Annotated in this window: 23 protein-coding genes; 11 read left to right on the top strand and 12 right to left on the bottom strand. The window is 70.7% G+C overall.

The genetic code is table 11. The features are described from left to right. The first annotated feature begins 3 nt into the window (after positions 1 to 3). Both PT931_RS00550 and pknB read left to right on the top strand, forming a co-directional pair. Entirely contained in the window at positions 4 to 1,548 is a 1,545-nt protein-coding gene (locus tag PT931_RS00550; RefSeq protein WP_456243736.1) for a protein kinase domain-containing protein, read from the top strand. Next, on the top strand, positions 1,545 to 3,242 hold the full coding sequence (pknB, locus tag PT931_RS00545) for a Stk1 family PASTA domain-containing Ser/Thr kinase (protein ID WP_456243735.1): 1,698 nt from the start codon (positions 1,545 to 1,547) through the stop codon (positions 3,240 to 3,242). The genes PT931_RS00550 and pknB overlap by 4 nt, the downstream gene beginning before the upstream one ends. 114 nt (positions 3,243 to 3,356) lie before the next feature. Here the strand turns inward: pknB and PT931_RS00540 are convergent, their stop codons facing one another. The 4 genes from PT931_RS00540 to PT931_RS00525 all read right to left on the bottom strand — a co-directional run bounded on the left by PT931_RS00540 (position 3,357) and on the right by PT931_RS00525 (position 6,021). Beyond that, positions 3,357 to 4,001, bottom strand: a complete 645-nt coding sequence (locus PT931_RS00540; RefSeq protein WP_456243734.1) for an aminodeoxychorismate/anthranilate synthase component II — start codon at positions 3,999 to 4,001, stop codon at positions 3,357 to 3,359. Next, positions 3,998 to 4,156, bottom strand: coding sequence for a hypothetical protein (locus PT931_RS00535; RefSeq protein WP_456243915.1), 159 nt, complete (start codon positions 4,154 to 4,156; stop codon positions 3,998 to 4,000). The genes PT931_RS00540 and PT931_RS00535 overlap by 4 nt, the downstream gene beginning before the upstream one ends. A gap of 3 nt (positions 4,157 to 4,159) precedes the next feature. Beyond that, positions 4,160 to 4,972, bottom strand: coding sequence for a class E sortase (locus PT931_RS00530; protein ID WP_456243733.1), 813 nt, complete (start codon positions 4,970 to 4,972; stop codon positions 4,160 to 4,162). 212 nt (positions 4,973 to 5,184) lie between these two features. After that, positions 5,185 to 6,021: a DUF881 domain-containing protein gene (locus PT931_RS00525; protein WP_363729036.1), complete on the bottom strand. Its 837-nt coding sequence runs from the start codon at positions 6,019 to 6,021 to the stop codon at positions 5,185 to 5,187. Between the two features lie 67 nt (positions 6,022 to 6,088). On the opposite strand from PT931_RS00525, the gene PT931_RS00520 reads away from it, so the two are divergent. Both PT931_RS00520 and PT931_RS00515 read left to right on the top strand, forming a co-directional pair. After that, positions 6,089 to 6,358 (top strand): cell division protein CrgA, encoded by a 270-nt coding sequence (locus PT931_RS00520; RefSeq protein WP_363729035.1) that lies wholly within the window; start codon positions 6,089 to 6,091, stop codon positions 6,356 to 6,358. Positions 6,359 to 6,464: 106 nt separating this feature from the next. Next, positions 6,465 to 6,935, top strand: coding sequence for a PH domain-containing protein (locus PT931_RS00515; RefSeq protein WP_456243732.1), 471 nt, complete (start codon positions 6,465 to 6,467; stop codon positions 6,933 to 6,935). A 120-nt stretch (positions 6,936 to 7,055) separates the two neighbouring features. On the opposite strand, the gene PT931_RS00510 is transcribed toward PT931_RS00515, so the two are convergent. After that, entirely contained in the window at positions 7,056 to 7,979 is a 924-nt protein-coding gene (locus tag PT931_RS00510; RefSeq protein ID WP_456243731.1) for a rhomboid family intramembrane serine protease, read from the bottom strand. A gap of 20 nt (positions 7,980 to 7,999) precedes the next feature. Further along, a complete protein-coding gene (locus PT931_RS00505; protein WP_456243730.1) occupies positions 8,000 to 8,509 on the bottom strand; it encodes a peptidylprolyl isomerase in 510 nt (169 codons plus the stop codon). 146 nt (positions 8,510 to 8,655) lie between these two features. On the opposite strand from PT931_RS00505, the gene PT931_RS00500 reads away from it, so the two are divergent. Next, positions 8,656 to 9,222, top strand: a complete 567-nt coding sequence (locus PT931_RS00500; protein WP_456243729.1) for a hypothetical protein — start codon at positions 8,656 to 8,658, stop codon at positions 9,220 to 9,222. A 178-nt stretch (positions 9,223 to 9,400) separates the two neighbouring features. Here the strand turns inward: PT931_RS00500 and corA are convergent, their stop codons facing one another. After that, positions 9,401 to 10,507, bottom strand: a complete 1,107-nt coding sequence (gene corA, locus PT931_RS00495; RefSeq protein ID WP_456243728.1) for a magnesium/cobalt transporter CorA — start codon at positions 10,505 to 10,507, stop codon at positions 9,401 to 9,403. 234 nt (positions 10,508 to 10,741) lie between these two features. Further along, positions 10,742 to 11,833, bottom strand: coding sequence for an aminotransferase-like domain-containing protein (locus PT931_RS00490; RefSeq protein ID WP_456243727.1), 1,092 nt, complete (start codon positions 11,831 to 11,833; stop codon positions 10,742 to 10,744). Between the two features lie 24 nt (positions 11,834 to 11,857). Here PT931_RS00490 and PT931_RS00485 point away from each other — a divergent pair, with 24 nt between their 5' ends. Continuing rightward, on the top strand, positions 11,858 to 12,733 hold the full coding sequence (locus tag PT931_RS00485; RefSeq protein WP_456243726.1) for a serine hydrolase domain-containing protein: 876 nt from the start codon (positions 11,858 to 11,860) through the stop codon (positions 12,731 to 12,733). Here the strand turns inward: PT931_RS00485 and PT931_RS00480 are convergent. Next, a complete protein-coding gene (locus PT931_RS00480; protein ID WP_363729029.1) occupies positions 12,699 to 13,085 on the bottom strand; it encodes a CBS domain-containing protein in 387 nt (128 codons plus the stop codon). The two genes, PT931_RS00485 and PT931_RS00480, sit on opposite strands and share 35 nt — an antisense overlap. On the opposite strand from PT931_RS00480, the gene PT931_RS00475 reads away from it, so the two are divergent. From PT931_RS00475 to PT931_RS00460, 4 genes are read left to right on the top strand one after another with little or no spacing between them, the layout of a single operon-like run. Next, the gene (locus PT931_RS00475) at positions 13,032 to 13,865 is read left to right on the top strand and encodes a phosphocholine cytidylyltransferase family protein (RefSeq protein WP_456243725.1); all 834 of its coding nucleotides are present in this window, start codon (positions 13,032 to 13,034) and stop codon (positions 13,863 to 13,865) included. The two genes, PT931_RS00480 and PT931_RS00475, sit on opposite strands and share 54 nt — an antisense overlap. Then, a complete protein-coding gene (locus PT931_RS00470) occupies positions 13,862 to 14,572 on the top strand; it encodes a CDP-alcohol phosphatidyltransferase family protein (protein ID WP_456243724.1) in 711 nt (236 codons plus the stop codon). Before PT931_RS00475 ends, PT931_RS00470 begins: the two co-directional genes overlap by 4 nt. After that, the gene (locus tag PT931_RS00465; RefSeq protein ID WP_456243723.1) at positions 14,569 to 15,906 is read left to right on the top strand and encodes an oligosaccharide flippase family protein; all 1,338 of its coding nucleotides are present in this window, start codon (positions 14,569 to 14,571) and stop codon (positions 15,904 to 15,906) included. Before PT931_RS00470 ends, PT931_RS00465 begins: the two co-directional genes overlap by 4 nt. Before the next feature lie 4 nt (positions 15,907 to 15,910). Then, positions 15,911 to 17,371, top strand: a complete 1,461-nt coding sequence (locus PT931_RS00460; RefSeq protein ID WP_456243722.1) for an O-antigen ligase family protein — start codon at positions 15,911 to 15,913, stop codon at positions 17,369 to 17,371. 145 nt (positions 17,372 to 17,516) lie between these two features. Here the strand turns inward: PT931_RS00460 and PT931_RS00455 are convergent, their stop codons facing one another. From PT931_RS00455 to PT931_RS00445, 3 genes are read right to left on the bottom strand one after another with little or no spacing between them, the layout of a single operon-like run. Next, on the bottom strand, positions 17,517 to 17,990 hold the full coding sequence (locus PT931_RS00455) for a ricin-type beta-trefoil lectin domain protein (RefSeq protein WP_456243721.1): 474 nt from the start codon (positions 17,988 to 17,990) through the stop codon (positions 17,517 to 17,519). Positions 17,991 to 18,034: 44 nt separating this feature from the next. Continuing rightward, on the bottom strand, positions 18,035 to 19,207 hold the full coding sequence (locus PT931_RS00450; protein WP_456243720.1) for a glycosyltransferase family 4 protein: 1,173 nt from the start codon (positions 19,205 to 19,207) through the stop codon (positions 18,035 to 18,037). Positions 19,208 to 19,212: 5 nt separating this feature from the next. Next, a complete protein-coding gene (locus PT931_RS00445; protein WP_456243719.1) occupies positions 19,213 to 20,064 on the bottom strand; it encodes a DNA-formamidopyrimidine glycosylase family protein in 852 nt (283 codons plus the stop codon). 70 nt (positions 20,065 to 20,134) lie between these two features. Here PT931_RS00445 and PT931_RS00440 point away from each other — a divergent pair, with 70 nt between their 5' ends. Further along, positions 20,135 to 21,604, top strand: coding sequence for a DUF2142 domain-containing protein (locus PT931_RS00440; protein WP_456243718.1), 1,470 nt, complete (start codon positions 20,135 to 20,137; stop codon positions 21,602 to 21,604). Positions 21,605 to 21,720 lie beyond the last annotated feature (116 nt).

Raw genomic sequence — 21,720 nt, 5'->3', positions numbered from 1 at the left:
GACATGTTGACGCCAGGCAGCACGCTGGGCGGCCGCTACCAGCTGACGGAGCGGATCGCCAGCGGCGGCATGGGTGACGTCTGGAAGGCCGAGGACGGCGTTCTGGGCCGGGTCGTCGCGGTCAAGGTTCTCCTGCCCGCGCTGCTCGAGGAGCCCGGCTTCGTCGAGCGGTTCCGCGACGAGGCCCGCACCATGGCGACCATCAACCACCCCGGCGTCGTGAAGGTCTACGACTTCGGGGAGAGCGAGCTGCCCGGCGGCGGCCGCGCGTCGTTCCTCGTGATGGAGTACGTGGAGTGCGAGCCGCTCAACGTCGTGCTCACCCGGGTCGGCCGGCTCACCCCGCAGCGCGCCATGGACCTGATCGCCCAGGGCGCCGACGCGTTGCAGGCCGCCCACGAGAAGGGCATCATCCACCGGGACGTGAAGCCGGGCAACCTGCTGATCCGCCCGAACGGCACCCTGGTCCTCACCGACTTCGGCATCTCCCGCTCCGGCGCCGGCAGCAACCTGACCGCGGTCGGCTCGACGCTGGGCACCGCCGCGTACATGTCGCCGGAGCAGGCGTCCGGCCAGGTCGCGGGCCCGCTCTCCGATGTCTACTCGCTCGGCATCGTCGCCTTCCAGGCCGTCTCCGGACACCGCCCCTTCGAGGGCGAGAACCCGCTCGCGGTCGCGATGATGCACATCCGCGAGACCCCGCCGCCGATCCCGGGCGACGTGCCGGCCCCGATCCGGCAGTTCATCGAGGTCGCGATGGCCAAGGACGGCGCGACCCGGTGGCCGAGCGCGGCGGCGATGGCGCACGCGGCGCGCACCGTCGGCGCGGGTGGTCCGATGCCCCCGCCGCCCGGCCGCACGGGGTACACCCACGCCCCGGCCTCGCCGACCACGACCCGCACGAGTGTCATGCCGCCCGTGGTGCCGCCGGTGATCCAGCCGGGCAACACGGGAGAACTCCGCCAGGGCGGGTACCAGAAGGGCGCGGCCTCCGTGCCGGTCTCCGCCCCGCCGCGCCCCCAGCAGGCGTACTACCCGCCGGAGCAGCCCAAGAAGGGCAACGGCCTCATCATCGCCATGATCGCCGGCGGTGTGGTCCTGCTGCTGATCCTGGCCGGCATCGCCTACGCGGTCGCCAACAGCGGCAACGACGGCGACAAGGGCAACGACCCCGGGACCGTGGTGACCAGCGCGCCGCAGCCGACGGCCGGCCCGAAGACCTCGGCGGCGCCCGCCACGGTCACCATCCCGTGCGAGGAGCTGAAGGGCAAGCCGCTCGAGCAGGTCGAGAAGAAGCTGCGGGAGCTGGGCCTGAAGACCAGCGTGAACCCGGTCGACTCCGACACGGTCAAGGAGGGCCGGGTCGTCGACCTGCCCTGCGAGGCCACCAAGGGCTCCACGGTGCCCGTGCAGGTGTCGAAGGGCGGCGGGAACACCTTCCCGACCGGCTTCCCGACGTTCGGCAACCCGAGCCCGACCCCGACCCCGAAGTCGACGAAGACCCCGACGGCGCAGCCCACAAATCGAACGAACGGGGACTCGCAATGACCTCCCGCCTCCTCGGCGGCCGGTACCAGGTCGGCGAGCTGCTCGGTTACGGCGGAATGGCTGAGGTACACCGGGGCCGTGACCTGCGCCTGGGTCGCGACGTGGCGATCAAGATGCTCCGTACGGACCTGGCCCGGGACGAGACGTTCCAGGCCCGGTTCCGCCGGGAGGCCCAGAACGCCGCGTCCCTGAACCACCCGGCGATCGTCGCCGTGTACGACACCGGGGACGAGCGCGGCGCGGCCGGCGAGAGCCTGCCGTTCATCGTGATGGAGTTCGTCAACGGCCGCACCCTCAAGGAGCTGCTGACCGCCGAGGGCCGGTTGCAGCCGCGCCGCGCGCTGGAGATCACCGCCGACATCTGCGCGGCGCTGGAGTTCAGCCACCGGCACCAGATCATCCACCGGGACATCAAGCCCGGCAACGTGATGCTGACCCTGGCCGGCCAGGTCAAGGTGATGGACTTCGGCATCGCCCGCGCGCTGTCGGGGCACACCTCGACGATGACGCAGACGAGTGCCGTGATCGGCACGGCGCAGTACCTGTCGCCGGAGCAGGCGCGCGGCGAGACCGTGGACGCCCGCTCGGACGTGTACGCCACCGGCTGCGTCCTCTACGAGCTGATCACCGGGCACCCGCCGTTCACCGGCGACAACCCGGTCAGTGTCGCCTACCAGCATGTCCGGGAGGCCCCGAAGCCGCCGAGCACGCTGTGCCCGGACGTGCCGCCGGACGTGGACGCCGTGGTGCTCAAGGCGTTGGCGAAGAACGCGGCGAACCGGTACCAATCGGCTGGTGAGATGCGCGCGGACCTGCTCCGGGCCGCGTCCGGCCGGGCCGTGCTCGCCACCCCCGTGCTGGCCGAGGACGAGCGGACGGCCGTGTTCGCGCCGGTGGGCGGCCGGGGCGTGCCGGCGACCGTGGCCGACCCGGGCAAGCGCAAGGCCTCCACCTGGATGATCGTGCTGCTCATCGTGCTGGGCATGGTGGCCGCGGGCGCGCTGGGTACCGGGGTGTGGCTGGCGAACCGCAAGACGACGATCGTCGCGCCGAACATGGTCGGCAAGAAGGAAGCGGACGCGCGGACCGAGCTGGAGAAGCAGGGCCTGCGGATGGAACTCGGCGCACCCGTGCAGGACGAGACCTGCACGATCGGCAATGTCGTGGCCCAGGCGCCGGCCCCGCCGGACAAGGTCGACAAGGTCGGCGGCGTGGTCCGGGTGCAGATCTGCAGCGGCCGGAACCAGGTGCAGGTCCCCCAGCTGATCAACCTGAGCCGGGAGGATGCGGCCAAGCAGCTGGCCACCAGCAAGCTGGTCGCGAAGTTCGTCGACGTGGACAGCGAGAAGCAGAAGGACATCGTGATCGACGCCGACCCGAAGCCGGGCACGATGGTCGCCTCGGGCAGCGAGGTCACGGTGTCCGTGTCGCGCGGGAACAAGGTCCAGGTGCCGGACCTGAGCGGCCAGACCGAGTCGAGCGCCCGGCAGCAGCTGGAGAGCCAGGGCTTCACGAACTTCGAGTTCCTGGCGGGCAACCCGGTGGCGGGCAAGACGGCCGGGACGGTCACGGGTACGAGCCCGAAGCCGGGGACGCTCGTGAAGAAGAGCGACCACATCAACGTGTACCTGCAGCCGGCGGCGACCACCCCGCCGGCCACGCCCACGGCGACCCCGACGGCCACCCCGACCTGAAGGTTTCCGTTTCCGGGGCTCGCCTAGCCGGGCCCCGGAAAGCGCGGGCCGACCGGGCCCCGGGCTTGACCGGGCCACCGGAAACGTGGGCCCGCTCAGGGCGGCCGGGCCGGTCTAGACGAACGCGGCGAGCCGGCGTTCCTCGACCTCGGCGGCCAACTCCGGCACCAGCGCCAGCGCCTGCGGGTGACCGCAGGTCACCAACCAGTTCGCCAGCATCCGGTGCCCGCCCTGGGTGAGCACCGACTCCGGGTGGAACTGCACGCCCTCGATGGCGAGTTCCCGGTGCCGCAGGGCCATGATGACCCCCGAGTCGGTCCGGCCGGTCACCTCGATCTCGGCGGGCAGGGTGCCCTCGCGGACGGCCAGCGAGTGGTACCGGGTCGCGGTGAACGGGTCGGGCAGGCCCGCGAGGACCCCGGTGTCGGCGTGGTGCACGAGGCTCGTCTTGCCGTGCAGCAGCTCGGGGGCGCGTTCGACGATGCCGCCGAAGGCCTCCGCGATGGCCTGGTGCCCGAGGCAGACGCCGAAGATCGGGAGCTTCCCCCCGTACTCCTTGATCAGCGGGATGCAGATCCCGGCCCGGTCGGGGGTGCCCGGCCCGGGGGAGAGCAGCACGCCGCCGATGTCGAGCGCGCCGACCTCGTCGAGGGTGATCTCGTTGTTCCGCCGCACGACGCACTCGACGCCCAACTGGCCCAGGTACTGGACGATGTTGTAGACGAACGAGTCGTAGTTGTCGACGACCAGGATCTTCACTCTGTTATCTGCCCGTCGTTGAAGGGGAGCAAGGGATCGATGGCGGGATACACCACGTACCACAGTAGTGCCGCTATCCCGCCGATGAGCAGCAGCGACCCGATCAGCTTGCCGGGCACCCCGAAGGGCAGTTTCCGCCAGATCCACCCGTACATGCGCTACCCCAGCTCCGCCGGCTTGCCGGCTGTCTTCGGCTGGGTGCGGCTCAGCTCGGCGTGCACGACCATCCGCTCGTAGTTGTCCAGTTTCGGGTTGCAGGTCGTCAGGGTCAGCACCGCCTTCGTCGGCGTCGCGCCGATCTGGCCGGGCACCGGGGCGACGACCTCGACGGCGTTCGGCTTGACGATCACGTTCTGGTAGACCGTGTAGACGTACCAGCTGTCCCGGGTCTCGACCACGATGACGTCCCCCGGCAGGACCTTCTCCATGTCCCACCAGATGCCGGGGCTGCGGTGGCCGGCGACGGAGAAGTTGCCGACCTTGCCGGGGCCGGCGGACTCGGGGTAGTGCCCGGGGGCGTACTCGATGTCCTTCGGCTTCACGCCCTCGACCACGACCCACGGGTCCTTGCGCATCTTCTGCACGTACAACCGGGCCAGGGCGGTGCCCGGGTACGGCGCGGACGTCGGGCCGGCCGACGGGGTGGGCACGGTCGGCGCGGCCCAGGCCTGGTCGATGCCCTGGCTGAGGGTGTCCTGCCGGTCGTTGATCGCGGCGGTCTTGCCCCACACCTCGTACGCGGCGAAGAACAGGACGACCAGGCCGCAGGTGATGAGCAGCTCGCCGAAGGTGCGGATGCCGGCGCGGAAGATGCTGCTGGCGGTGGGGCGGGTCAGTTCCGCGTACACGCTGCGGTAGCCCTCGTCGGTGCGGACGGCCCGCAGTTTGACGACGTTCGCGCCGGCCGCGTGCCGGGCCTGGACCCTGGTGCCCTCGGGGGCGGTGTCCACGATCGGGAGCATCGTGGTCATCTCCTCCGGGCGGTCCGGGGAGCCGGTCCGGGGCGGGGGGGACGGCCAGGCGGGGGCGACGGAGCGGACGGGGGCGGCGGGGGGCCGCGGGTCACCGGTACCCGTCGGGGTGTCTGGTTCTTCTGGGCTTGGGGCACCTGGGCCCGGCGGCGTCTCCGGACCCGCCGGCACCACGGGGAGCATCGCCGTCGCGTCGTCCGGGCGGTCCTGGGTCACGGGATGACCTTCGCCTGGGTCAGCCCTGTCGAACCCGTGAATGCCGGCACGTTCAGCTCCCCGCTGGTCTTCGCGTCGTAGCCGAGACCGTAGGACCTGGCCGCCTCGCGGAACGCCTGCACGCCGGGTGCGGCGTCCAGGGCGGCGAGCATCCGGGCCTGGTCACCGATCGCCACGATCTTGAACGGCGGGGAGTACACCCGGCCGTGCAACAGGAGGGTGTTGCCGACGCAGCGTACCGCGCTGGTGGAGATCACCCGGACATCCATGATGCTCATCGCCTCGGCCCCGCCGGCCCACAACGCGTTGACCACGGCCTGCACGTCGCCCTGGTGCACGACCACGTCGTCGGGGCGGGCGCCGTTGGGCAGGATGCCGTCGGGGTGCCGGGGGGCGTCGTCCAGCCGGATCGTGAGGCCGGGGCCGCGCATCGGGGTCATCGCGGCGGCCTCGCGCAGCCCGTTGGCGCGGGCCTGCTGCTCGGCGATCCGGCTGTCGGAGCCGGAGAACGCCTCGGTGCCGCTGTCGACCTCGCGCCGGAGCCGGCTCGCCTCCTTCTCCGCCTCGTCGACCGATTTGCGTCGTTGATCCAACAGTTGGGCGAGTTCGACGGACCGATCGTTACGAAGGTCGGTGCCGTTGGCCGTCGTGGCGCTGGCGGCGAACATCACACCGGCACCCAACATGATGACCGGAACCAGGTATGACCAGGGCCCACGCCACTTGCCGGGCCGTCGCCGGAGGGCGACCCGGACCCGGTGGAGCGTCCGCCGCCACGGCAGCGCCCGGGCGGGGCTGATGCTCTGGGGCGGACGTTCTGTGGACTTGGACACTCCCACTCCTTGTGCTGCGCGTCTTCTTGACTACGCTAACTGGTGACGTCCGGATCAGGAGAGCACCGTGCCCAAGTCACAGATTCGCAAGAAGAAGGTCTACACCGCCCCGGCAGACCTGAACCCGGCCACCATCGCCGCGGCCAAGGCCAACCGGCCGAGCCCACCATGGGTGCCGGCGCTCGCCGTCGCGCTCATCGTGCTCGGGATCGCCTGGTTGGTGGTGTTCTACCTGACCGCAGGGGAATGGCCTGTGGCCTCCCTCCGCTACTGGAACCTCGGTATCGGGTTCGGGGCGCTGGTCGGATCGCTGCTGGTGTTCTCACGCTGGCGGTAGGTTCGACGGCCCGCCCTGGGGATCACAGCCGTGTAGTTTTCCCCAGGGGTTATCCACAGCCTGTGGATAACTGTGTCGCACGCCATGGGTGTGACACGCTGGTTCGGTGACCGACTCCCAGCCCGAGCTGCGGCCCGCCACACCCGGCGCGCAGGCCCCTCAGCAGCTCACCACGCGCGAATGGCGGGTCCGCCCTGCCCTGTTCGCCGGCAAGGCCGCTCTGGCCGCCCTGTTCCTCCTGGTGGCCCTGGTGAACACCTCGGATCCGACCAGGCTCGGCGTGTCCGTGCTCGCGGCTCTCCTCGTCGCGGCCTGGGCCGCCCGGGACGCGATCCTGAAGGTCCGGGTCGCCGCCGACGCCGCGGGTGTCACCGTCGTGTCCGGGATCTCCCGCAAGCAGCTGCCGTGGGGCGAGATCGAGCGGATCAAGCTCGACGTGCGCAGCCGGCTCGGCCTGAGGTCGGAGCTGATGGAGATCGACACGGGCGAGCAGATCTACCTGTTCAGCCAGAACGAGCTGAGCGCCCCGGTCGCCGAGGTCGTCGAGGATCTGCGCCGGATCAGGACCGGCCGCTAGTCGCACCGTCCGCCGCGCGGCGTGGGTCGTCCCCTGGGCGCTCCGGGCCGCACGCGGGCGCCGAGACCTCCGACGGCTCAGGCCGCCGTCCCCCGGCCGAGCTGGGCCGCGGGCGCCAGGTCAGGTCCGGCCGGTGGCCGTCACGAGCGCGATCACAACCATGATCAGGGTGTACGCGGACAGCGCGGCCACCTGGATCGCGGTCCTGTTCTTCTGTGGCGCGTAGGCGAGCGCGGCGGCGATCACGCCCCCGGCGACGAAGCCGCCCACGTGCCCGGCGATCGAGATGCTGGACACCGTGAACGTGAAGATGGCGTTGACGGCCAGCACCGGGATGATCGGCGCGAGGCTGCGGCCGAGTTTGCGGAGCACGACCACCAGCGCGCCGAACAGGCCGAAGATCGCGCCGGACGCGCCGGCCGTGACGGCGTTCGGGCTGAACATCAGGACCGCGACGGAGCCGCCGAGGCCGCTGAGCAGGTAGAGCGCCGCGAACCGCACCGGGCCGAAGGCCGTCTCCAGGTTGCGGCCCAGCACCCACAGGGCCCACATGTTCATCAGGAGATGGATGGGCCCGTAGTGCAGGAACATCGAGGTGATCAGGCGGTAGTAGGCGCCGTCGTAGACGCCGGGCGCGATGCCCGTGTAGCACAGCTGCCCGTCGCCGCACGGGGTCGAGCCGACGCGGACGCCCGGTCCCGACAGGCCGAACCAGCCGTGCAGGTCGGTCGAGCCGCCGAACAGGCTGCCGCCGCCCATCGCCCCGCCCTTGCTGATCACCAGGCTGATGACGAACACCAGCACGTTGAGGGCGATCAGGGAGATCGTGACGTAGCCGAACTGGCCGGCCTGGCTGCCGCCGAACCAGGTGCGCGCCGCCGGCTGGCTGGCCCGGCCCTCCGCGACGCACGACGGGCACTGGAAGCCCACCGAGGCCTCGGTCATGCAGTCGGGGCAGATGGGGCGGTCACAGCGGGTGCACCTGACGTACGTCTCCCGCCCCGGGTGCCGGTAGCAGGTGGGGACGGGAGACGCGTCAGTCATGCCAGAGACTGTATCCGGCTCTAGCGCTCGATCGTGACGCTCTCGATCCGCAGCTCGCTCAGCGGCTTGTCGCCCGCCGCGGTCGGAGCGGTGGCGATCGCGTCGACGACCTTCTTCGAGTCGTCGTCGGCGACCTTGCCGAAGATGGTGTGCTTGCCGTTCAGCCAGTTCGGCGCGCTGACGGTGATGAAGAACTGCGAGCCGTTGGTGCCCGGGCCGGCGTTGGCCATCGCGAGCTGGTACGACTCGGTGAACTGCAGGTCGGGGTGGATCTCGTCCTTGAAGTTGTAGCCCGGCCCGCCCCGGCCGGTACCCGTCGGGTCACCGGTCTGGATCATGAAGCCGGAGATGACGCGGTGGAAGATGGTGCCGTCGTAGTACGGGCCCTTGCCCGGCTGGCCGGTCTTCGGGTCCGTGTATTCCTTGGTGCCCTCGGCCAGCTCGACGAAGTTGGCGACCGTCTTCGGCGCGTGGTTCGGGAAGAGCTCGAGCCGGATGTTGCCGGCGTTCGTGTGCAGGGTCGCGAACACGAGAATCTCCTAGATCGTCGGGCCAATTCACCTCCCATCCTGTCATGTGGGCCGGCGGCGCCGTTTGCGACCGTGACGAAGCGGGTACGTCGAGGTACGCCGTTTTGCTGGCAGTGGCCAGGCGGAGAGGGCAGGATAAAGACATATTGACATCGAAGGAGGCGGGGCAGGTGCTGGGACTAGGACGGAAGACTCTGAGCCGTGGAGAGCAGATCTCCAGCGAGCTCGGGGAGTGCCGTGACCACCTGCGGGGGGTGGCCTCCCTGATCGCCGAGGGCGCGGCGGAGAAGCTGGCCCCGAGGGTCGACCAGGCGCGGGATCTGGTCAGTCCGCGGGTCGAGCGGGCCCGCGAGGCCGCGCTGCACGGCCTGGAGTCCGCCACCGCGCGACTCGGCGGCAAGCGCCGCTCCCGGTGGCCGCTGCTGGTCGGGGTGCTCGGTGTGGGCGTCGTCGCCGGTGCCGCCGCCGCTCTGGTGATGGCGCGCCGCAACGCCCGCTGGGACGAGTACGAGCCGGTGCACGTGCTGGAGTTCGACGACGAGAACCCGGTCGCCGAGAAGGTGCGCACCGTCGCCGACAACCTGCGCGACACCGCCGGGGACGTCAAGGACAAGGCGGTCGACGCCGCCGGTGACCTGAAGGACAAGGCCCGGGACACGCTGAACCACGTGGCCGACTCGGTCGAGTCCGGCGCGCGGAAGCTGAAGAGCTAGAACCACCCGACGGGTACGGGGCGGCGGCGCGCGGTGACTCGCGCGCCGCTCTCGTGTGTCCGGGCGGGGTGCGGCCGGGTGCCCGGGTGTGCGGCCGGCGTGCCCGCGCGTGCGGCGAGGTTGCCCGCAGATCCGACTGAGCGCCCCGCGTGTCCGGTGGGAGCGCCCGCGCGTGCCGCTAGAGCCAGCCCGACCGGCGGAAGAACCGGTACAGCCCCGCGCAGGCCGCCACGATCACGGCCCAGATGAACGCGTACCCGAACTTCCACTTGAGTTCCGGCATGACGTCGAAGTTCATGCCGTAGATCCCGGCGATCGCGGTCGGGACGGCCGCGATGGCCGCCCAGGCCGCGATCTTGCGCATGTCGTTGTTCTGGTCGACGGTCACCTGGGCCAGCCGGGCCTGGAGCACGGAGTTGATCAGGTCGTCGTACGCGGCGATCTGCTCGACCACGCGTTGCAGGTGGTCGTTGACGTCGCGGATGTAGCGCCGGGGCTCCTTGGGCAGGCTGGAGATCTGCCCGGAGACGAGGACCTGCAACGGCCGCTGCAACGGGAACACCGCCCGCTTGAACTCCACCAGCTCGCGCTTGAGCTGGTAGATCTCCTGGATGTTGGACTTGCGGTCCCGGCTGAAGACGCTGGCCTCCAACTCGTCGAGGTCGGTCTCCACGGCGGCGGACACGTCGAGGTAGACGTCCACCACCCGGTCGACGACGGCGTGGAACACGGCCCACGGCCCCTGGGCGAGCAGTTCGCGCCGGTTCTCCAGCTCCTCGCGGACCGGCTTGAGACGGACGGCCGCGCCGTGCCGCACCGTGATCACGAAGTGTTCGCCGATGAAGAGCATCACGGCGCCGGTCTCGATGACCTCGCTGGTCTCGGTGAGCTCGTCGTGCGGCATGTACCGGGCGGTGCGCACCACCGCGAACGTCATGTCCTCGTACTGTTCGAGCTTCGGACGCTGGAACGACTTCACCGCGTCCTCGACGGCCAGCTCGTGCAGGTCGAACGCCTCGGCGATGTCGGCGAACTCGTCGGGGGTCGGCTCGTGCAGCCCGATCCAGACGAAGGCCTTGCCCTGCTCGCGGGCCGCCGCGTACGCCTCCTTGTAGCTCCAATCGCCTTCCTGGCGGACCCCGCCGACGTACAGCGCGAAGTCGACGAGGCCGGTGGCGTGCGGGGTCTGTCTGGCGGGCGAGGGAGTCGTCGGCCGGAGAATCTGGCTGACCGCGCGCACGGGCGCACTCAGCGCCCGGCTCAAACCCCGCTCCTGCTCTGCCATACGTGAAAGCTTCCCACGTGGTCTGGTTCCACGTGAAACAACACCGAGCAGGTTCGGCCGCTACGGGGGGATGCGGCCGAACCTGCTCGGTGCCCTTGGGGGCATGGTGCCCTTGCGCACCGCACTGTCCTGGGGAGGGCTTTTTTGCGGTGCTGGGAGGCATTCTTTCCCGCCCCGATGCCGAAAAGAAACACCCTCGTGATGGCGACATTGCGCCATCGGGATATGACGTAATTACGACACGGTGCGGATGGCCTCGGCGATCCGGCGGACACCCTCGTCGATCTGGTCGTCGGTGACGGCGGAGAACGCCAGCCGCAGCGAGCTCTTCCCGCCCTCGAGCAGGAAGTCGCTGCCCTTGACGACGGCCACGCCCAGCGCGGTCGCGGCCGGCAGCAGCTTGTCCACGTCGACGGTGGCCGGCAGCTCGACCCAGAGGAAGTAGCCGCCGTCCGGGGCCACGAACGTCGCGTCCGGGATGTGCTTGTTCAGGGCCTCGCCGAGCAGCCGGGCGCGCTCGCCGAGCGCGGCGCACACGGTCGCGATCGACTTCTCGATGTCGCCGGACACGCAGAACTGGTACACCGTCGCCTGGGAGAGCATGCTCGGCGAGATGTAGAGGTTCGTCGCCGTGGCCGCGATCGCCGAGATCAGCGTGGTCGGTCCGACGAGGTAGCCGACCCGGACGCCGGGGCAGACCGTCTTCGTGAACGACGAGGCGTGCACCACGACGTCGTTGGTGTCCAGGGACAGCATCGACGGCAACGCCTCGCCCCGGAACCGGATGTCGACGTACGGGTCGTCCTCGAAGATCGTGAAGCCGTACTCCGCCGCGAGGGCGAGCAGCGCGTGCCGGCGCTCCAGCGACAGCGTGACGCCCGCCGGGTTCTGGTAGTTCGGAATGATGTGCGCGAGCTTCGGCCGGACCCCGGACTCCAGCAGGGCGCGCAGCTCGTCGGTGTCGATCCCGTCCGCGTCGACGGTGATGGCCCGGACGTCGGCGCCCCGGTTCTTCAGGTTCAGCAGCGTGCGGTCGTACGTCGGCTTCTCGACGATGATCACGTCGCCCGGCGTGACGAACTGCTCGAACAGGAAGGCGTCGGCCTGCAGCGACCCGTTGGTCACCAGCACGTGGGCCGGGGTCGTGCCGTGCTTGTCGGCGATCCACTGCCGGAGCGGCAGGTAGCCCACGGACGTGCCGTAGGCGGTCACCCCGGCCGGGTCCGCGTCGAACGCGCGCACGGCGGCGGCCTTGAGGCCCTCGATGTCGATGATGTCCAGGGACGGCGCGCCCCGGGCGAAGGAGATGAGCTGCTCGGCGGTCATGCACCGAAGTTTAGGCTCCGGGTTATGGATCTTTACAGCGTGTTGACCGGTGCGGTCCCCCACACCGTTCCGGGGGCGGCGGCGGTCCATCTGGTGGACGGCGCGGTGGTCGACAGCGCCTTCGCCGGGGAGCTGGTGCGGTACGCGGATCCGGACGGCACCCTCGCCGCCGAGCGCCCGGCGGTCACCCCGGACACGCTGTGGGACCTGGCCTCGGTGACGAAGCTGTACACGACGGCGGTGGTGCTGCGGCTCGGGCTGGACCTGGACTCGCCGCGGGCCGGCGGGTACACGGTGCGGCAGTTGATCACGCACACGGCCGGGCTGCCGGCATCGGTGCCCGAGGACCTGCGGACCTGGCCCGGGGTCCTGGCGCAGCGGGCGGGCGGCCCGGACGTCTACTCCGACGTGGGGCTGCTGCACGCCGGGCGGATCGCCGAACAGGAGGCCGGCGCGCCCCTCGACCGGCTGGTCCGCGAGTTGATCACGGAGCCGCTCGGGCTCGGGGAGACCAGTTACACGCCGGACCCCGCACGCACCGCCGCGACCGAGTTCAAACCCGGTCGCGGCCTGGTGCGCGGGAACGTGCACGACGGGACGGCGTTCGCGCTCGGCGGGCCGTGCGGGCACGCCGGACTGTTCGCGCCGGTCGGGGAGGTCGCCGCGTTCGGGGAGGCGCTCCGCACCGGGTTCTGCCCGGCGCTCGTCGACCTGCCCAACCTGCGCCTCGCGGGCGGTGGATTCGGACACACGGGCTTCACGGGTACGGGTCTGTTCGTCCGGGGCCGGTCCGTGGTCGCGCTGCTGACCAACGCGGTGCACCCCGTACGCGGCCGGAACGCGGTCGACCCGCTCCGCGCGGAGGTCAGGCGTCTACTGGATGCTCCACCCGGGCCCTGACGATGTCCCGCACCGAGATCATGCCCGCGACCTGGTCGTTCTCGATGACGATCAGGTGCCGGAAACCACCCCTGATCATGGTCCGGGCGGCCTCGGCGAGGTCCATGTCGGGGCCGGCGCAGATCGCGTCCGGGGTGTAGTGCTCACCCGCCTCCGCCACGTCCGGGTCTAGGCCCGAGGCGATCGCGTTGAGAATGTCGCGTTCGGTGATGATGCCGAAACCGGACGCGTCGGCATCATCGACGATGGCGGCGCCGAACCGGCGGGCCGACATCTGCTGGGCTACCTGGCGGAGCTTGTGTGCGGGGCCGACGGAGAGGATCTCGGTACTCATAGCTTCGCGTACACGCATGACTACCTCCTGTGCTCACTTTACGGATATCTTGACGCACAGTGCGCCCACGACCAAAGAAATTGGCGCGTCGCCGGTTATCCTTCGGCGGTGCGCAACGTCGTGATCCTGGCCGCTGGCATGGGGACCAGACTCGGTCGTCCCCACCCAAAGCCCCTTACCCCGCTCGCTGACGGTCGTAGCATCCTGCGGCAGCAACTCGACCACCTCCGCGCGGCCTATGGGCCCTCAGCCCACGTCGCCATCGTGGTCGGGTTCAAGAAAGACCTGGTCATGGAGGCGGCCGCCGAGGACGCGGCCTTCGTCTACAACGAGTTCTACGACCAGACCAACACCTCCAAGAGCCTGCTCAAGGCGCTGCGGCTCGGCCCGCCCGGCGGGGTGCTCTGGCTCAACGGCGACGTGGTGTTCCAGCCCGGCCTGCTGGAGCTGTTCACCGAGTGCCTCGCCGCCGAGCAGAGCTTCGTCGCGGTGAACACGGCCAGCGTCGCCGAGGAGGAGGTCAAGTACACCCTCGACGACGCCGGCTTCATCAAGGAGCTGTCGAAGAAGGTGGTCGGCGGGCTCGGCGAGGCCGTCGGGATCAACTACGTGTCCGCCGCGGACCGGCCGGCCCTGGTCGAGCACCTGGCCCGGGTCGACGAGCAGGAGTACTTCGAGCGCGGCATCGAGAACGCCATCGCCGCCGAGGGGCTGCGGTTCCGCGCCGTCGACATTTCGAAGTTCGGCTGCGTCGAGGTCGACTTCGACGAGGACCTGGCGAGGGCGAACACCCTGTGAAGCTGCGGGACTACTACGCCCTGAACCGGGGCGGCGGCCTGGCCACCGAGAGCGTCAGTCAGTGGATCGGCGCGGTCAGCGCCATGGCGTTCCGCCGGCTCGGGCTGTCCCCGACCGCGATGAGCGGCCTCAACCTGGTGCTGGGCCTCGCCGGCTCGGTCTGGGTGATCGCCGCCGCGCAGACCGGGAACTACCACGGCTGGATCGGCCTGGCCGCGCTCCTGCTCTGGCACCTCGCGTACGGGATCGACTGCGGGGACGGGCAGCTCGCCCGGGCCACGAAGACCGGCAGCCCGGCCGGGGCGCGGATCGACGTGCTGTGCGACGTGGCCCTCCAGATCGCCCTGGTGGCGGCGGTGAGCGCCGTGGCGGCCGAGTACACCCCGGACGCGCCCGCGTGGGTCTACGCGCTGTTCGCGGGTACCTGGATGGTCAACCTGGTCACCTCCGTCATGCAGCAGGGCGACGCCGGGGTCAGCATGGTCACCTCGCGCTCGCTGGCCGTCCGGCTCGTCAAGCTGATCCGGGACTACGCGTTCGTGGTCACCGTGCTCGGCGTGGCGATCTGGCTCGTACCCGGATGGACGATCTGGGTCCTGCTCGGTTTCACCGCCGTCAACGGGCTGTTCCTGCTGGCCAGCATCGTGTTCACGGCCCGGGCCGCCCAGCGGTCGTGGGCGGAGAAGATGGCGGCGCAGGGCTCATGACGGCCTCGGAGCGACCGGCCGCCGGCGACGTGGCAGCCGCTGAGGGCGCCGCCGAGGCCGTCTCCGTGGACGACCAGCCCGACGAGCCGCTGCCCGCCATCCCGCCCGGCTCCGGTCGGCGCCGGATCCTGCTCGGCCTCGCCGACCAGGTGGTCATCGCGCTGGCCAGCGCCGGCAACGCGCTGCTCGCCACCGTCGTGCTCGACCGGCCGCGCGCCGGTTCGGTGCTGATCGCGATCACCACGCTGTACTTCGCGATGGGCGTCAGCCGGGCCTTCATCGGCGAGGCGGTGCTCGCGCACGTGTCCCGGTTCGACGGGGCCGACCGGCGGCGGCGGGAGGAGGACGCGCTCGCCTCCGCGCTGATCATCGGTTCGGTGTGCGCGGTGGTGCTGGGCGGCCTGTGGCTGTTCGGGCCGGCCGACTGGTTCGGGGACCTGATCTGGGCGGTGCCGTTCCTGCCGCTGCTGCTGCTGCACGACACGGGGCGGCACACGTTCCTCGCGGCCCGCGAACAGCTCAACGCGCTGACGATCGACCTGACCTGGGTGCTCACCCAGGCCGCCGCCGTGACGGTCGCGCTGCTCGCCGGCTGGAAGAGCGGCGGGGCGCTGCTGTTCGCCTGGGGGATCGGGGCATCCGCCGGGGCGGCGCTGTATCTCGTCCGGACCCGGCTGAACCCGTTCCGGGGCCGGTTGGGCGCGTGGTTCCGCGAGACCCGGCACCTGTCGGGCTGGTTCAGCGCGAGTGCCCTGGTCGGGCAGAGCCAGACGATGCTGGTGGCGACGCTCGTGGCGAAGTTCCTCAACGAGGCCAACTACGCCGGGTTGAGGCTCGCCCAGCTCACCGTGCTCCAGCCGATCCAGAACCTGGTCACAGCCATGAACGCCCTGATGGTGCCCCGGTTCTCCCGGCTCGCGGCCACCGGCGACCTGCCCGCGCTGCGCCGGCTGACCCTGAAGGTGGCGCTCCTCGGGGCGGGGATCGGCGTGGCGGCCATCGCGGTCGTCGTGCCGCTGGCCGAGCCGGTGCTGCACTGGTACAAGGGCAGTGCCTACCTGGATGTCGCCCCGATCGCGTTGCCCGTCGCGTTGCAGGCAGCCATCTACCTGCTCCAGATCCCGTTCACGGCCGCCCTGCGCGGGCTGCAGAGAGCGAAACTGCTGTTCGGGCAGTACGTGGTGTTCACGGCCACCAGCCTCACCGGTGTGCTGTTCGGCGCGCTCGACGGTTCACTGCTCCGGACCGCCTGGGGGCTCACGATCGGCGCGGCGGTGGGCCTGCTCGCCATGATCACCGTGTACGCGTGGGCCCTGCGTCGACCCGTAGTCTGATCCGATGCCTCTGCTGACCCCGCCGCGCTACCAGCGGTTCGCGCTCCTCGGCCTCCTCGTCGCCGGTGCCGCTGGCCTCGTGGAGGCGACCCAGGAGTCCTCGGCCAACGGGCTGCGCGCCTTCCTGGCCGCGGCCCTGGGCTGGGCGGTGGTCGGACTGGCCCTCAGCCTGCCGGGCCTGACCGTGCGCGGCCTGCTGCTCGGCGGGTTCTTCGTCGGGGCCGGCATCCTGAGCTGGTCGTTCAGCGAGAGCCCGGGCGTGGTGTGGGGTCTCCTGGTCGTCGAGGGCGCGGTGTTCGCAACGTGGACGTTCCCGTGGCTGCGGGACCTGGCGAAGCTGCCGAAGCTGGGCGCGGCCTGGCTCGGCCTGGCGTACTGGCTCCTCGGCGCGCTCGGCGCCCTCCTGAACCACCCCCTGGTGAGCGTCCAGCGGGTGGTCTACGGCGGCCTGTTCACCCTGGGCGCCCTGGCCGTCCTCGCGGTGATCCGCAGAACCCGCGTGGACCCGACCCCGGCGATCGCGGCGGCGTTCCTGCTCGCCCTGGGCGTCCTGCTCCTGGTCGGCTCGGGCAACGCGCTGGACGACGTGCACGCGGTACCGGGCACGGCGTGGGGCAACAACATGGCCCAGCGGTTCTGGGGCGGGCCGTTCTTCCTGTACCACCCGAACTCGATCGCGCTGGTCTCCGTACTCGTCGCGCTGCGGATCGCACCGGACCGCGCGTTCGCGGTGTGGCAGCGCGCCGGCGTACTCGGAACATCGTTCCTGATGTTGCTGCTCGTGACCTCGCGGACGGCCTGGGGCTTCGCGGTCGCCGCCGCCCTGGTGCACGCGTGGCTGGTGTTCCGGAAGAAGGTGGACTACCCGGGCGCGCCAGGCTCCTCGCCCGGACGGAAGGCGGTTGTCGCCACCCTGGTGCCCTTCGTGCTGCTCGTGGCCCTGATGATCGGCTCGGGTGGCCCGCAGTGGCTGGTCTACAACCGCTATCCGAACTCCAGCGCGGGATCCGACCTGACCTCCGGGCGCACGCAGACCTGGAAGAAGGTCATCGAGGACTTCAAGGGCGACACGATCGCCGAGAAGCTGTTCGGCAACGGGGACGACGCGCGGGGCACGGTCACCCGGGCGGACTCTGTGGAGGACCCCAACACCAAGCCGCCGAAGCTGACCACCGACAACGCGTTCTTCGGCGCGCTCCGCCGGGGCGGGGTGGCCGGGGTGGCGGCGTTCCTGCTGGGGCTGGTGCTGCTGCTCCGCCGGGCGCTGTCCCGGGACGCCGCGCCGTGGTTCACGATCACCGCCGTGGCGGCGCTGCCCACGATCGCGACCTCGGACTGGGTCCTGGGCGGGACGGGCGGCACGCTGTGGATCCTGTTGCTGGCCGCCGAGGCCTGGCAGGTCTACCGGCCCGCCGACGAGGGCCGGGCGGGCGACCGGCTGGCAGGCGCACCGGTCAACGGATAGCGGCCAGGCAGGCGTCGGGCCGCCCACAACGGCCGGGCACGCGTCTGGTCATGCGTCGGGCATGGGGCCGGGCATGGGCCCGGGCAAGAGTCCGGGCAAGCGTCCGGCCCGCCGCCAGGTGGCGACGGGCCGGGGTCGGAGTGGACTACTTGCTGGCCGAGGTGAGCTCCCAGTGCGTGCTGTCGCTGTCCCCGCACGGGGCGGCGATCAGCGAGCCGCCGTTGTTGCTGAGGCAGGAGCCGGTCTTCGTGTTGGTGAAGGTGCTGAAGCCGTCGCCGTCAGCGGCCTGCCAGATCTGGCTGGTCCGGCTGTCGTCGCACTTGCGCAGGACGACATCGCTGACATCGCTCATCGTGGTCAGACACTTCTGGCCCCGGGCGATGGCGATCTTCTTGCCGTCGTCGCTGCGGGCCGGGAACTGCCAGAGCTGACGGCGGCTGCCGGTGTCGCACTGCACGAACGTCGTGGTCCGCTGGCCCTTGGGCTGCTCGAGGCACTGGCTCTGGTCGAGGCTGCGCATGGTGAAGGACTGCTCCGGCGTGGCCGCCTGGCTCACGCTCGGGATGAGGACAAAAAGGGCACCAGTGGCAGCAATGGTGAAAATACGGCGAATGATCATGCGCAGAAGATAGCAAAAGGGACAGAGGTTATGCGTTGGGGGTGTCACATTCCTGACGCGGCGCTCCGGCGGACCTTTTCGTACACCGCGATCAGGCGGTCTAGCACCACCGCGGGGGTGAAGTTCTCCAGGTAGCGGGCGCGCGCCTCCTGGCGAAGGCCACCCGCCGCGGCGCGCGGGATCGCCGCCGACATCGCGTCCACGGTCGGCTCGACCAGCCAGCCGGCGTCGCCCACCAGGTACGGGATGCCGCCCAGGTTGGTGCCCAGCACAGGGGTGCCGTTGGACAGCGCCTCGATGATCACCGTGGGCAGGGGTTCGAGCCAGGTGGACGCGATCACGAGGGCGTTCGCGGAGCGCATCGCGGCGCGTACCCCGTCGGCGTTCTGCGGGCCCAGGTAGTCGATGTCGGCGCGGTCGGCGGCGGCCTTCTCGACGAGTTCGCGCAGGGGGCCGTCGCCGATGACGCGCAACCGGCCGACCGCCGCCCCGCCGGCCGACACGGCCCGGGACCACGAGTCCAGCAGCAGCCGCACCCCCTTCTCCTCCGACAGCCGGCCCACGAACAGCAGCCCCTCGCCCGGCTCCGCGGAGTACCCGTGGTCCGGGATCGAGTTGGGTTTGACCGTGATCTGGTCCTCGCGGATCCCCAGCGTCTCCAGGTGCTCCGCGATCGCCGGGGTGAGCGCGATGAACTGGTCCAGCGACCGCCACGTGCCCCGGTGCGCCGCCAGCGTCGTCGCCATGATGAGGCTCTGCGCCTTCGAGCCCCGGTAGCAGGAGTGCTGCACCGCCGGGTACGGGAAGGGCTTGCCCAGGCAGTCCCTGCAGATCCTCCCGTCGCGGAAGTACAGGCCGTTCGCGCAGCTCTGCCGGTAGTTGTGCACCGTCTGCACCACCGGCACGCCCAACTTGTGCGCGGTCTTCACCACCCAGGGCGACAGCAACGGGTACGGGTTGTGCAGGTGCACCACGTCCGGCCGCTCCCGGGTGATCAGCTCGGCGAGCTCCCGCTGGGCGCGCGGCGCGTACACCGGGGACACGGGCAGCAGCAGCTTCTCGGACTTCGGTAGGTCACCGATCTCGTCGGAGCTGCGCTGAAAGGGGAGCACCTCGACGCCGGCCTCGGTGAGCTGGCGGATCTCCGTGTCCACGATCGTGTTCTCGCCGGACGGCTGGGCGGAGGAGTACCGGTTGTGCGCGATGACGACCTTCACGGGCCCTAGCGTACGAGCTTGGACAGCCGGCGGTCCGCGAGCGGCTTGCCCTTCGTCTGGCATGTCGGGCAGTACTGCAGATTCGACGTCGCGAACGACACCTCGCGGATCGTGTCCCCGCACACCGGACAGGGCAGCCCCGTCCGGCCGTGCACCCGCAACCCGGCCCGCTTCTCCGACTTCAGGGTGGCCGCCTGCTGCCCCTCGGTGCGCGCGATCGCCTCGTGCAGGGTGGCGCGCACCGCGTCGTACAGGGCGCTGACCTGGCCGGCCGTCAGCTTCGACCCCATCGCGAACGGGGACAGCTTCGCCAGGTGCAGGATCTCGTCGGAGTAGGCGTTGCCGATGCCGGAGAGGGCGCGCTGGTCCGTCAGTACCCCCTTGATCTGGGCGTTTCTCGTGATCTGGGTGCTGAACTCCTCCAGGGACACCTCCAGCGCGGAGGGCCCGAGGGTCGCGACCCGCTCGATCAGCCTCGGGTTGGTGACGACGTGCACCGCGAGCCGCTTCTGGGTGCCCGCCTCGGTCAGGTCGAAGCCCGACCCGTCGTCGAACCGCACCCGGACCGCGATCGGCCCCTTGCCCGGCCGCAGCGGACCCGGCGTGATGTGCTCGCGGTAGTGCAGCCAACCGGCCCGCGACAGGTGGGTGACCAGGTGCAGGCCCCCGAAATCGACATCCAGGTACTTTCCGATGTACCCGGCGCCGGTCAACTGCCGCCCCACCAGCGCCGACAGCGGCGGGTCGTACGTCTTCAGCGCGCTCAGCGCCACCACGTCCACCCCGGTGACCGTCAGCCCCACGGCGCGCCCGCGCAGGTACGCGGCGAGCGCCGCCACCTCCGGCAACTCCGGCACGCCGACCACCTCCGCGGCCCCGGCGTCGCTCGGCTCGGGGCCTCCTGAGCCTTCACTCTAAGCTGGCGGGATGCGTCGGGTCTGGTTGCTGGCATTCCTCGGGTACCTCCTCCTCGGCGCGGGCTGGGCGCTCGGCGTCCCGGTCAACGGCACGTACGACGAGGTGCAGCACATCCCGCGCGCGTACGGCGTCGTCACCGGCCAGGTCTACGCCCAGGGCTACTACTTCGACGGCCCGGCCAGCCTGCTGCCCGGCGAGCTCACCTGCTTCGACAAGGACAAGCTCGCGGCGGGCTGCCAGACCCCGGCCCCCGCCGCGGGTACGGCCGAGGGCGACCGCACCGTGCGCTGGCCGAGCGCCGCCGCCCGGTACAGCCCGCTCTACTACGCGGCCGTCGGCGTTCCGCTGGCCGTCAGCCCCGACCTCGGCGGGATCATCGGGGCCCGGGTGCTGTCCGCCGCCCTGTGCGCGCTGCTGCTCGCCGCGGCCGTGGCCATCGCGTACGGGCTGCGGAACAAGCTGCTGGTCGGGGCGGTGCTGCTCGTCAGTACCCCCATGGCCCTGAATCTCAACGGCTCCGTCAACCCGAACGGGATGGAGATCAGCGCCGGCATCCTCGCCTGGGTGGCACTGCTCGCCCTCGTGCGGAGCACGGGGAACGAACGCCGGCACCTGGTCGCCTTCGCGGTGAGCGGCGCGCTGCTGCTCACCCTGCGGCACATGGGACCGGTCCTGCTCGCCATCGTGGTGCTCGCGGCCCTCGTGTTCGCCCGGCGCGGCCGGATCCGGGAACTCCTCCGCCGCGCCGACACCCGGTGGGCGCTCGGCGCGATCGTCGCCGCCGGGGTCCTCGGGCTCGCCTGGATGCTCACCTCCGCCGTGAACGACATTCCGGCGATCCCCGACCGTGCCGTACATCTCAGTTTCGCTAAGACTTTGGAGGAGATCGTCCGGATCCGGACGCCCTTCTACCTGAACCAGGTCGTCGGCCAGTTCAGCTACGGCGAACTCACGATGCCCGGCTGGGTCATCCTCGGCTGGTACGCGCTCGTCGCCGCGCTCGCCGTCCCCGCCTGGCTCGCCGCCGGCCGCCGCTACCGGATCGCGGTGCTCGGCACGGCCCTGGCCAGCTACGGAAGCCTCGTCGCCCTGGAACTGTGGTTCGTCCCCAAGCTGGGCTGGTACTCCCACGGCCGGTACGCGATGCCCGCCGGGGTCGGCCTCGTGCTCCTCGCCGCGTTCGTGGCGAAGGGTTTCACGCCCGAGTTTCCGCGCAAGTTTGTCAGGGTCGTGGTCGTTGTCACAGGGGTCCTACACGTCTACGCTCTTGCGGAAGTGACCCTCCGTTATCGGGACCAGGTTACGTCGATGCCTTCACCGGCGTACGCTTTGTCAGCCGGGCTAGCGGGAGTGGCGCTACTCGGCGTAATGGGCTGGTTTTTCGCAAGTACGCAACCGACCCCGACTCGACACGACCCGGACACACCGAATAATGTCGGCCGGTCGTCAGAGGACGAGGCGGGGGCCGTGGCACACTAGGGGAGCCGTGAGCAGCACACTGCCGGAGGGCCTGTTGAGGTGACGACCAGCCTCCAGCGTCCGGCCCCGAAGAAGAGCCGGCCGGCCGGCACAGCCGGCGACAGACAGGCGGTAGG

The organism is Longispora urticae (genome assembly GCF_053902585.1).
Note: the sequence above shows the minus strand (reverse complement) of the source record. Positions and strands in the feature narration are given on the sequence as shown.